The 10891-nt window shown below is 70.5% G+C and carries 10 protein-coding genes; 5 read left to right on the forward strand and 5 right to left on the reverse strand.

The genetic code is table 11. From position 1 onward, the window contains the following. The first annotated feature begins 210 nt into the window (after positions 1-210). From AB0H32_RS02970 to AB0H32_RS02985, 4 genes are all read left to right on the forward strand, one after another. Positions 211-1014, forward strand: a complete 804-nt coding sequence (locus AB0H32_RS02970) for an intradiol ring-cleavage dioxygenase (protein ID WP_361113254.1) — start codon at positions 211-213, stop codon at positions 1012-1014. Between the two features lie 163 nt (positions 1015-1177). Further along, on the forward strand, positions 1178-3637 hold the full coding sequence (locus tag AB0H32_RS02975) for a LuxR C-terminal-related transcriptional regulator (protein ID WP_361113257.1): 2460 nt from the start codon (positions 1178-1180) through the stop codon (positions 3635-3637). 161 nt (positions 3638-3798) lie between these two features. Further along, the gene (locus tag AB0H32_RS02980; protein ID WP_361113260.1) at positions 3799-4119 is read left to right on the forward strand and encodes a hypothetical protein; all 321 of its coding nucleotides are present in this window, start codon (positions 3799-3801) and stop codon (positions 4117-4119) included. A gap of 442 nt (positions 4120-4561) precedes the next feature. Continuing rightward, positions 4562-5437, forward strand: coding sequence for a PhzF family phenazine biosynthesis isomerase (locus AB0H32_RS02985; protein WP_361113263.1), 876 nt, complete (start codon positions 4562-4564; stop codon positions 5435-5437). A 689-nt stretch (positions 5438-6126) separates the two neighbouring features. On the opposite strand, the gene AB0H32_RS02990 is transcribed toward AB0H32_RS02985, so the two are convergent. The 5 genes from AB0H32_RS02990 to AB0H32_RS03010 form a co-directional block, all read right to left on the reverse strand. Next, complete coding sequence (locus AB0H32_RS02990) at positions 6127-6915, reverse strand: hypothetical protein (protein ID WP_361113266.1); 789 nt, start codon at positions 6913-6915, stop codon at positions 6127-6129. Beyond that, positions 6828-7286, reverse strand: coding sequence for a hypothetical protein (locus AB0H32_RS02995; protein ID WP_361113269.1), 459 nt, complete (start codon positions 7284-7286; stop codon positions 6828-6830). Before AB0H32_RS02995 ends, AB0H32_RS02990 begins: the two co-directional genes overlap by 88 nt. A 375-nt stretch (positions 7287-7661) precedes the next feature. After that, the gene (locus AB0H32_RS03000; RefSeq protein ID WP_361113272.1) at positions 7662-7814 is read right to left on the reverse strand and encodes a hypothetical protein; all 153 of its coding nucleotides are present in this window, start codon (positions 7812-7814) and stop codon (positions 7662-7664) included. A 745-nt stretch (positions 7815-8559) separates the two neighbouring features. Next, the gene (locus tag AB0H32_RS03005) at positions 8560-8781 is read right to left on the reverse strand and encodes a ferredoxin (protein ID WP_361113275.1); all 222 of its coding nucleotides are present in this window, start codon (positions 8779-8781) and stop codon (positions 8560-8562) included. After that, positions 8778-9980 carry a cytochrome P450 gene (locus tag AB0H32_RS03010; protein ID WP_361113278.1) on the reverse strand — a complete coding sequence of 401 codons (1203 nt, stop codon included), beginning with the start codon at positions 9978-9980 and terminating at the stop codon, positions 8778-8780. Before AB0H32_RS03010 ends, AB0H32_RS03005 begins: the two co-directional genes overlap by 4 nt. 183 nt (positions 9981-10163) lie before the next feature. Here AB0H32_RS03010 and AB0H32_RS03015 point away from each other — a divergent pair, with 183 nt between their 5' ends. Then, positions 10164-10838 carry a helix-turn-helix domain-containing protein gene (locus AB0H32_RS03015; RefSeq protein WP_361113281.1) on the forward strand — a complete coding sequence of 225 codons (675 nt, stop codon included), beginning with the start codon at positions 10164-10166 and terminating at the stop codon, positions 10836-10838. Positions 10839-10891: the final 53 nt, after the last annotated feature.

A 10891-nucleotide genomic window follows, 5' to 3' on the forward strand; every position in this document is an offset into this window, starting at 1 on the left:
GTGGCCCGGTCGCAACGACCGGACTTCCTCATCCTGCCGCCCGCACACGGCCCAGGGACGTCGGGTCCTCGTCGCGCTGATGCCGGATCGTCACGGCCGCGATGTCCGTGCACGACGGGCACGCTGCGCCGGTGGTGGGTTTCGTAACGCAGTGGCTTCGTGGGTCGTTCGTGCGATCCCTTGGGTCGTCACCGGCGACATGCTCACACCATGACTGACATCCCCCACCACAACACCGCGGAACCTCAGCGCGGCCTCGAGCCGTCGGACGTTCCCGCAGGTGCCACCCGCAGGTCCGTCATAGCCACCCTGGGCGGCGCCACCCTCGGCGTGGCCGCGCTGGGTCTCGCCGCCACGCAGGCGACCGCCGCCACCGAGCCCCGGACCGTGCCCCGGCCGGCCGTCGCCTGCGTCCTCACGCCCGAGCAGACCGAAGGGCCGTACTACCTGGACCTGGAGACGGTCCGCAAGAACATCACAGAGGGGAAGGCGGGCGTTCCGCTGACCCTCCGCGTGACGGTGGTCGACGCAGCGACCTGCGCCCCGCTGCCCCAGACTGCGGTCGACATCTGGCACTGCGACGCCCTCGGGGTCTACTCCGGTTATGTCGCCGGAGGTTCCACCCCGGACACCACCTTCCTGCGCGGCGTGCAGCTGACCGACTCCGCCGGCGTCGCGGAGTTCACCACCATCTACCCCGGCTGGTACGTCGGCCGGGCCCTCCACATCCACGTCAAGACGCATGCGGGAGGCACCGTGTCCAACGGGACGTACCACGGCGGCCACGTGTCCCATACGGGCCAGCTCTACTTCCCGGAGGCGTACAACACGAGGATCGCCGCCCTGTCCCCGTACCGGAACAACACGGCCAACCGCACGCTCAACGCACGGGACGGCATCTACCGCAACGGCGGGTCCTCGACCCTGCTGACCCTCACCCAGGCAGGCAGTGACCTCGGCAAGGGAGTGACCGGAACCGTCGTACTCGGCATCGACCCCGGCGCCACACCCTGACACACCTGGATGCCTGCGGTGGCCGGCCCCGCCACGGTGTCGGCCATCGCGCGCGTGACGGCGGTCGCTCTGCTCCTGCCGAAGCCGACCGGCACAGTCGTCGTGGAGACACATGGCTGAAGGCGATGGTTTCGTTCCGGGGCGGTGCGGCCAGGAATCGGGGATGAGCCGGAGTCGAACATGTGAGGTGTGCGGTGCGGCGCTGATCGTGAGGCCGCACGGGGGTCGGCCGGCTCGATACTGCTCCAACGCCTGTCGGCAGCGGGCGCTGCGGCGACGGGCGGCTTCGGGTGTCACGCCTGCGGTCTCGACGGCCGGTGGGAGCGTCCTGCCGCCGGCGCTCGACTCCTTCGTCGGCCGGCAGCACGAGCTGTCGGGCCTGCGTACCTTGCTGAGGAGCTCGCGCCTCCTCACGCTGACCGGTGCGGGCGGTGTGGGCAAGACCCGGCTGGCGCTGGAGTTCGCCAAGGGATTACCGAAGCGCTTCGCACGAGTCGACCTCGTGGAACTCGCCTCGCTCCAGGACGGCGCGCTGCTGACGCAGTCCCTGGCCGCCGCGCTGGGGGTGGGCGAACGAGCGGGCCGGGCCGGCGTCGACGTGCTGGTCCGGGCGATCGGTGACGCCTCCCGGGTGCTGATTCTGGACAACTGCGAGCATCTGGCCGAGCCGTGCGCCCGGCTGGCGGCGACCTTGCTGGGCCGCTGCCCCCGTCTGCGGATCCTGGCCACCAGCAGGGAGGCCCTGAGGGTGCCCGGAGAGACCGTGTTCCGGGTCGGTGAGCTGTCCCTGCCGTCGGCCGACGCCGGAGACGATGTGACGGCCCTGATGCAGTCCGATGCCGTACGGCTCTTCGTCGACCGCGCCGTGAGCAACTTCCCCGAATTCACGCTCCATCGCGGCAACGGCCACCTGGTGGCCGAGATCTGCCGGCGCCTGGACGGCCTGACGCTCGCCGTCGAACTCGCGGCCCGCCACGTGGGTGCGCTCTCGCTGAGCGACATCCTGGCTGGACTGGACGACCAGTTCTCCCAGCTGGACCTTCTGACCGGGGGAAGCAGAACCGGACCCCCACGCCACAGCGGGCTCGCCGCAGCGGTCGACTGGAGCCATCGGCTGCTGGATCCGGCCGAGCAGACGGTCTTCCGGCGTCTTTCGGTCCTGGTCGGCGGGTTCGACGTGACCGCTGCACAAACAGTCTGCGCCGGTTGCGGCATAGGCAGGCGGCAGGTCTTCCGCATCCTGTGCGCCCTGGAGGCGAAGTCGCTCGTCGTACGTCTGCCGGGAGAGACGGCACCCACACGCTTCAGGCAGTTGAGTGCCATCCGTGTCTGCGCCATGGACCGTCTGCGCGCATCCGGCGAACTGGACGCCACCCTGCGCCGGGCGCTCGCGTGGCTGACCGAGCTGGCCGAGCGGGGCCGCGGGGAGGTGTTCGCCGACCAGGCCGGCAGCCCGCTGGCGGCGGAACGGGACAATCTCGCCTCGGTACTGGCCTGCACCGCCGGCCACGGCGATGCCGTACGGGTGCGGCTGACACTGGAGTTGGCGCGTGTGCACTACCAGCAGGAGCAGCCGTCGGCAGCCCGTGCGCTGCTGACCGGACTACTACAGGGAGCCGGAGACCGGGCCCTGGGCGGGCAGGTGCCGGCGCTCGCCGCACGCGCGGCCTGCCAGCAGGCCGATCTGGACGAGGCGCTGCGCCTGGGCGAGCAAGCGGTGCAGAGCGAACGGATGCGCCGTGACGCCGCCGGACTGGCCAATGCCCTGGACGCCCGGGCGGCGGCGCGGCTGTGCCGCGGTGAGTTCGTCGAGGCCGTCGCGGATCTGAGGGAGTGCCTCGCGGTCGTCGCTTCCCCCGGCAGCCCGCAGGACACCGCTTGGTGCACGCATCACCTGGCCTGGGCGCTGCTTCAGGCCGGCGGGGAGCTGGAGGCCGACGAACTGATGTCACGGTGTCTGCCCGTGCTGCGGCAGCAAGCGCCGTGGCCTCGGACCGCGGCCGCGCTGCACACCGCTGGGGCCGTACGGCTGGCCCTTGGGCGTCTGCGCAGCGCGGAGACCCTGTTCGCTGAGGTGCTGCGGATCGCTCCAAGGGCCAGTTTCCACGCCCTGTACCCCGTGGAGGGCCTGGCCCTCGTGGCCGCGGAGAGCGGCGACATGCAGCGGGCGCTGCGGCTGTACGAGGCGAGCGTGCAGGCGCGGCGCCGCCTGGACACCGAGCCCGAGGCTCCCTGGCGGCACAGGATGGAACAGGCGGCGGCCCGTGCCCGGACACGGCTGTCGGCAGCGGCACAGGAGGCTGCCGTCGCCGGCGCCCGTGGGCTGCGCGGAGAGCGGCTGGTCGCGTACGCGCTCGGCGCGGGGAGCGGCGAGGACCGAACGGGGCGCGATGTCCGGTCCACCGACGATCGGTTCCGGCTCACCGTAAGGGAGTCCACGGTGGCCGAACTCGTCGCCGAAGGGCTGACCAACCGGCAGATCGCGGACCGGCTCGGCCTTTCGATCCACACGGTCGCCACGCACCTGGACAAGATCCGCGACAAGCTGGGCCTGCGCTCTCGCACGCAGATCGCACTGTGGACAGCCGCACGGACCGAGGGCGGGTGCACAGCCCGGCGGTGAGCACCTGGAACAGGAGAAGCTCAAAGGGGGCCGGCGGAGCTGGACCACACCCTGACCTCCGTCACAGGTCGCTGCCTGCGGCCGCACGCCACCGTGCTCGGTGCCCCCGTCGCCGGCGAGACCACCAGGCACTGCCTGCAGCCGGCCGAGCTCCGCATCCGGTGACCGGTCGGACGTGCCCTCACCTCGCACCGCGCGCCGCCGCCTTCGACCACCCCATCGCCGCTCTCATCGCACTCGACGGCGTCTACGAACTCGGCACCATCAGTACTGCTTCGCCCCCCTTCGATCCCCTTCGACCGCGCCGAAGCCGAACGTCGGCTGCGCGCGGCAGGCGACCCGAGCTGGACGCGCTGCTGGAGAAGGCCATGGCCGCGAGCCCGATGCTGCGCCGGGCCCTCAATGACGGCATGTACGCGTTAGGCTCCGACACCCCCCGCGAGTTCGCCGCGGCCTGCCTCGACTACGCGCGGCCCTCCTGACGCCCCTGCGTGCCATGGACTTCGATGCCTTTCGCCGCCCCGGAATGTTCGACGCCGAACACCCGGTCCCGGCAGACGCCGCCGCCCACCCACACCTGCTGGCCTTCGCAGGCCGTGACTTGGAAACGTACGCCCCCACCCGGCAGGTGAAGAACCGGCGGCTGGGGCCCCTCCGTGTAAGGGGTTCAGGCCGCGCTCGGGTGGTGGACCGTCGGGTCCGCACCGGGTGCCACTTACCTAGGCCTCCTTGGCCGGCCCGCCTTGGAGTTGACAGGGTTGGGCGTGTGGTCGGCCCGGCAACGAATCCGGCGGGTGTCTTGGTGATCACGGGGGTTGCGACGCCCCGTGAGCACAGGGGAGACCTGTGCCTGTACTGCCGTCATCGCTGTTCGAACCGCTGTCGGACGGAATAGCCGTCGGGTGTCCCCGCGTTTCACCGAGCATGACGACGAATGCGCCGCGGCCCGAGGTGCTGCGATACACCGCCTTCTCCAGCGACCCCGAGGGCGGAAACCCCGCCGGCGTCGTTCTGGACGCCACCGCCCTGGACGACAGCGACATGTTGGCCATCGCGGCCGACCTCGGATACTCGGAGTCCGCGTTCCTGACCGCGCCCCCAAAGGCCTTTGGCGGGCAGGAGGGGCGGGCGTACAGCATCCGTTACTTCAGCCCGAAGGCCGAAGTGCCGTTCTGCGGGCACGCCACCGTCGCGGCCGCCGTGGCGCTCGCCGAGCGGATAGGCCCCGGGGAGCTGGTGTTCGCGACGCGCGCCGGTGCCGTGCCGGTGGAGGTGGCCCAGGAGAACGGGACGGTCCGGGCCACGCTCACCAGTGTCGAGCCGCGCATCGACGAGATCGCCGACACCGACCTCGATGAGGCGCTCGCGGCGCTCGGCTGGCCGGACGCCGATCTCGACCCGGCATTCCCGCCCCGTATCGCGTTCGCCGGCGCTCGCCATCTCGTTCTCGCGGCGGCAACGCGCGCTCGCCTCGCAGATCTCGCATACGACTTCGCGCGCCTCGAAGCCCTGATGCACCGCCTGGACCTGACCACGGTCCAGTTGGTGTGGCGGGAGTCGGCCACCGTCTTCCACGTCCGTGATCCGTTCCCCGTCGGCGGCGTCGTCGAGGACCCGGCGACCGGCGCCGCGGCCGCCGCGTTCGGTGCGTACGCCCGGCGGCTCGGCCTGGTCCCCGAGGACGCCGTCCTCACCCTGCACCAGGGCGAGGACCTGGGCCGCCCCGGCGAGCTCACGGTGACGCTGCGCGCGGGTGACCCCCGCGTCCGCGTGAGCGGCGCAGGAACTCGCATCAGCTGAAGCACCAGCCATGACGGCAGTGCAGGTACAGGTCTCCCCAGTGATCACAGGGCGTCCCAACAGACCGCCGCAGACAGGCACGGTGCCGGCGGTACGTTTTCGCCGCGGCCGTCGAGAGGTTCCGGGGGAGGTGCCGGCGATCGGCGACTTCCTGGGCGTCGGGTGCCGCCTCCTCGACGGCCATGGCGAAGGGAGGCCGTCGAGCGGTCACGGCACACCGTGAGGGCAGGGTCGATCCCATACGCCTGGCCCTGTCGGAGGTGTCCTGGCCAACGGTGCCCGATGTGTCGCGCCGCATATCCACGTTGATGGCCGCCATGTGGCAGGGCAGCGGGCGCTGGTTGTCGGAGTTCCCGGCCGACGTACCTCGCCAGTCGTCCCTCGACGAGACTTCGCAGAGCCTGCTTCTCTCCTCTCCCGAGATCACCGATGAGGCGTTCTGGCGCCGCGTGCAACCGCTCGTGGATGCCAAGACCCTGTTGCGGACCGACAACACGGCTACACCCAACCTTCAGCTGCTGATGCGAAGCGCGGTGCAGGAGCGGAAGGGGCGTGCGTCCATGGTGGTCGAGCGGGAGGGCGCTGCCGCAGGACGGCAGAGGCGTTGGCACGTCGCGGAACGGCGGCCGTCCCGCTGGCGGTGGTTCCGTGACGGGAATGCCAGCGGCGTTGCGGCAGAGTCCCGAGGTTCAGCCGCTGATGTTGACGAGGGCAAGGCCGTCGGTGCATCCGACGACCAGATTCGACCCGACACCGGCCAGGGCCGTGATCGGTCGCTCCAGGAGACGGGAGCCCACCCATTGGCAGGTCAGGGGATCCCACAGCTCGATCGCGCCCCGCCTGGCGACGGCCAGTACCGGGTGGCCGCCGGACGGGACGACCGCGGCCATCGGCCCGCCGGTGAGTTCGCCCACGCGTTGACGGCTGCCGGCATCCCAGACGCGGATCGAGCCGTCGAAGTTTCGAACTGCCAGGAGCGTGCGGTCGTCCGCCGAAGGTATCGCCGCGATGTGCTCCACGTGCCTGTGGCTTTCGAAGGGGGCGGCGACCGGTAGGCCCGTGCTCGGGTCCCACAGCCGGACCGCACCACCGGCCACTTCTCCCACGAGCAGCGTGGGGCCGTCCGGCAACGGAACGGCTGTCGTTGCGGCGGGGACACGGTTCGTCCCCACGTCACCTGTTCGGCGCCCGGACACCGGGTCCCACAGTCCCGATCCGATCGACAGCAGCGTCGTCCCGTCGGCCATGGGGACGGGGTGCAGACCGGGACCGGTGATGGGCCCGCCGACCGGAGCACCGGTTGCCACGTCCCACAGGCGTACCGTCTCGTGATCGTCGTAGTTGCGGCACAAGGCCAGCAGGATGCCTCCGTCGGGCAGCGACACGGCCGTCAGCCCGCTCGGCAGGCCCTCGTCCTCCTGGGGGCACAGCAGTTTCTGAACCAGCTCACCCGTCGCCGGGTCCCACAGACACACCACGGCGCCTTCCCGGTGACCATGGGCCGTGGCCAGCATGTGCGGCCGTCGACGGGCGTCACCGCGGTCAGCGCGCTCGGGCCGTCCACACCCGCTGGGGCGCGCAGCGGAGCGATGACCCGCTCGGCCGTGGCCGCGTCCCACAGCCACACCTCCTCGTCTTCGCATGGGGCGATGGCCGGCAGGTTCCGCCCATCCGGCATGGGCAGGGCGGCCAGACCCGACGCGAATTCCGGGCCCGGCAGCGGCCCGCCGACCTGCTCGCCGGTGACCGTGTCCCACAGGTACACCACATGCCCGTCGTCGTCCTCGTCGTGGTGCGCCGTGGCAAGCCGGGTATGCCCGCCGGCGAACGGCAGGGCCACCATCGTCATGACACGCCCACCGGTCTTCGAGTTCTCCCGCAGGGGGCCACCAACCCGTTCGCCGGTCCACGGGTCCCACAACCGCACGGTGTCTTCTTCGCCATCGCCTGACGTGGCCAGCAGGACGCGATCGTCCCCGACGGGCACGGCGACCGCTACACACAGACCGACTCTGAACCCGCGCAGAGCCGACGAAGGCCGCACCCGGGCTGCCGGCCTTTCCCACGCCTGGGTCAGTTCTCGTGAGCCCCCATCATGAGGTTCAGACACGACCGAGACAGTGACCGGCCCACCCACACCGACCCGGCCCCACGCCCGATCTGGGCGAACACCAGCGTCGGAACAAGGAGTTCTACGCATGTCTGCCGCCCGCCCCGGGAGTGTCTAATCAACGGCGGACTGCTCGCGCAGGCTGTGGGCGACCGACAGGAACAGGTGCAGGTTCGTGACGTCCTTGGCCAGGTGGTGGGACCAGCGGACGGGGTCGCCCGAGGAGCCGGTGGTCATGATGCGGACCAGGCCGCCCGAGGCACTCACCTCCCGGACCTCGAGCCAGGGCAGGCTGCCCTTCCCGGGGGCGGATACGGCCGTGCGGGAGAGCGAGAACGCTCCGAACGGGACCGTGCCGCGAGGGCATGACGACGAGACGTGCACCGCTGGCCGGCCGGGCGCAGCGACTCGCCGCGTCTGACCGGCTGCTGGCCGACCTGGTGGCCGACACCAACGGCCGGATGGCAATCCGGACGGGCTCGGCATTGCCGGTCCGCAGACTTGCGAGGTGCTTGCGGACGACCGGGACGCTGCCGCGGTAGCCGCGCCCGCGGATCTCCTCGAACAGCTGGGTGCCGCTGGTGATCCCGCTGGTGAAGCGGGCGTTGGATACGGCTTGTACGGCTCCAGGACACCGTTGGGACGGCGGTCCCGGGCACAGGAGAGCAAGACGTCGAGGTCGGTGTCCAGAACCGGCGAACGGTCTTGCGATCCAGACCGAGGTGGCGTCCGATCGCGTTGATCGTCCAGCCCCGCTCCAGCAACCGGTGCACGTCGGCACAGTGGTGGCGGGTTCGTCGCCTATGGCCGTGCGCGGCAGTGCCGGAGGCGGCAACAGCACCGGAGGCGGAGCCGGATGTTCCCCCGCGGTGCATCTTGCGAGATCGTCCTCAGGGCAGCCACCGGGCAGGAAGCGTGACACCTGCCCTTTGGGTGAGTGACGCCTGCCGTACGCGCGAGAGCCCCACCGAGGCGCGGCGCGGGGTTCTCGGTCCGGGTGGTAGCCCCTGCTCTAGGAGCCGCTGGATTCCGGCTCGTGGAGGGTGATCGCCCCGGAAGGGCAGACGCCGACGGCCATCTGTGCGGCCGCGCGATGGGCGGTGGGCGGCTCGGCGTTCAGCAGGAGCACGCGGCCGTCGTCGATGTCCTGGTCGAAGACCTCGGGGGCGGTCAGGGCGCACATCCCGGCGCCGATGCAGCGCTCACGGTCGACGCGTAGGCGTGTGGTCCTCATGACTCCTCCTTGTCCCAGGTGACCGGGAGGCTCTTCACCCCGTAGATGTCGGCGGTCTCCGGGCGCAGGCCAACTTGTTCGGCCGGTACGGCCAGGCGCAGTGTGGGGAACCGGTCGACCAGCGCGCGGAACGCGACTCGCATTTCGACGCGGGCCAGCTGCTGGCCCAGGCACTGGTGGATGCCGTGGCTGAAGGCCAGGTGCCCGCCCGTGTCCTGCCTCCGGAGGTCGAGCACGTGGGGGTCGGCGAAGCGCTCGGGGTCGCGGTTGGCGGTGTTGTACGACAGGACGACCGTTGTGCCGGCCTCGATGGTCTGGCCGCCCAGCTCGACGTCCTCGAGGGCCGTCCGCATGAACGTCTTGGCGACGCTCAGATACCGCAGCAGCTCCTCCACGGCCCGGTCGGTGAGCGCGGGGTCGGCGCGCAGCGCGGCCAGTTGCGCCGGGTTCTGCAGCAGCGCGAAGGTGCCGAGGGAAAGCATGTTCGCGGTGGTGTCGAAGCCGGCGGCCAGCAGGACCAGGCTGATCCCCTTCAGCTCCTCATCGGTCAGATCGCTGTCGGTGAGTTCGCTGAGCACGTCGTCGGTGGGGTTCGCGCGTTTGGCCGCCACCAGCTGCGCGAGGTACTCCTGGGTCGCGGTGTAGGCCGCTATCAGCTCCTCATCGCTTGTCGCCCCTCCCATGAACGTGTCGATCTGCTCCTGGAAGGAGCCCCGGTCCTGGTACGGCACCCCCAGCAGCTCACAGATGACGATGGTGGGGATGGGCTTGGCGAACGCGGTCACCAGGTCCGCCGACGGCCAGGCCTTCTCCATGGCGTCCAGGCAGTCGGCGGTGATCTGCTCGATGCGCTCGGTGAGAAGTCGCATCCGCCGTACCGTGAACTTGCCCACCAGCGGCTTGCGATAGCGCCCGTGCTGCGGCTCGTCCGTGAGGAGGAACTCGCCGGGCGGTGCCGGAGGAACCTCGAAGTCACCGACGTTCAGAAGCTCTTTGCGCGAGCTGAACCGCGAGTCGGCCAGGACCGACCTGACCAGGTCGTATCCGGTGATCAGCCAGCCGGGTTTTCCACCGGTGTGGGTGTAGCGGCTGATGGGGCCGTGTCGGCGGGCGTCGAGCAGCTCTGCCGGCGGGTCGAAGGGGCAGCCGGGCTGACGCGCCGTCGGCAGCGTCGTGACGGTGTGGAGGGACTCGCTCATGACCGTTCCTCATCTCGCGATATGACGTGTTTGACGCTGCTCGAAAGCTACGTTGCATTCAGAATCAAGTCAATCTATCCAAAGGCGTTTTCCCAGGTGAACGGCGGTAAATTGATGCAATGACGCTGACATCGAATGCAATGGCGCGTTGCAATGAATGACGGCGAAGGCAATACTGATGGCATGGCAGGAGGACGGTTGACCCAGCAGGACCGTCAGCGCATCGCGGCCGGACTCGCCGACGGTCTCTCCTACGCGGAGATGGCCAGGCGGCTCGACCGTTCGACCTCGACGATCAGCCGGGAGGTCGGACGCAACGGCGGCCCCGGCGGCTACCGGCCCCAGCAGGCGCAGCGGGCGACGGCCCAGCGGGCGCGGCGCGGCGCACCGGCACCCCCGCGCGTGGCCGGACCGGTGGGAGACGCGATGGAAGAGGAGATCATCGAGCTGGCGGTCAGGTCGGGGATGCCGAGGATGACAGCGCGCGTGCACGTCGACCTGTTGCTGTCCGAGGACGGCAGGCGCACCGCAGCCGAGTTGACGAGCAGGCTGAAGGTCAGCCCGGCATCCGTCTCCGTGGCCGTGAACTTCCTGGTCCAGCAGGGTTACGTCCGGCGCGAGCGCGATCCGCAGCGGCGTCGCGACGTCTACGTGGTCGATGACGAGGTCTGGTACCACTCGGTCATGATCAGCACGCGGCAGACGCTCGAGTCGGCGCAGGCCGCGCTGGCGGCGACGGAGACGGTCGGGCTCGACAGGCCCGTGGGGCAGCGGCTGGCCAGGGCAGGTGCGTTCCTGGAGCGGGTCACGCTGGACCTGATGGAGTCGGCCGACCGCTGGCGCACCCTCCTGGCGTGATGCCTCGGTGTTGGTCGGTTCAAGGTCCGGGTGGCTGACCGGTCGGGCCCAGG

The sequence above is a fragment of the Streptomyces sp. NPDC020362 genome (genome assembly GCF_040642095.1).
Classification (GTDB): domain Bacteria; phylum Actinomycetota; class Actinomycetes; order Streptomycetales; family Streptomycetaceae; genus Streptomyces.

Bases quoted from the DNA above. Each gene is read 5' to 3' on its own strand.
- AB0H32_RS03015 (WP_361113281.1), top strand. From the start codon at position 10,164: ATGGCAGGAGGACGGTTGACCCAGCAGGACCGTCAGCGCATCGCGGCC.
- AB0H32_RS02995 (WP_361113269.1), bottom strand. From the start codon at position 7,286: ATGACGATGGTGGCCCTGCCGTTCGCCGGCGGGCATACCCGGCTTGCC.
- AB0H32_RS02985 (WP_361113263.1), top strand. From the start codon at position 4,562: ATGACGACGAATGCGCCGCGGCCCGAGGTGCTGCGATACACCGCCTTC.
- AB0H32_RS02970 (WP_361113254.1), top strand. From the start codon at position 211: ATGACTGACATCCCCCACCACAACACCGCGGAACCTCAGCGCGGCCTC.
- AB0H32_RS03010 (WP_361113278.1), bottom strand. From the start codon at position 9,980: ATGAGCGAGTCCCTCCACACCGTCACGACGCTGCCGACGGCGCGTCAG.
- AB0H32_RS03005 (WP_361113275.1), bottom strand. From the start codon at position 8,781: ATGAGGACCACACGCCTACGCGTCGACCGTGAGCGCTGCATCGGCGCC.
- AB0H32_RS02975 (WP_361113257.1), top strand. From the start codon at position 1,178: ATGAGCCGGAGTCGAACATGTGAGGTGTGCGGTGCGGCGCTGATCGTG.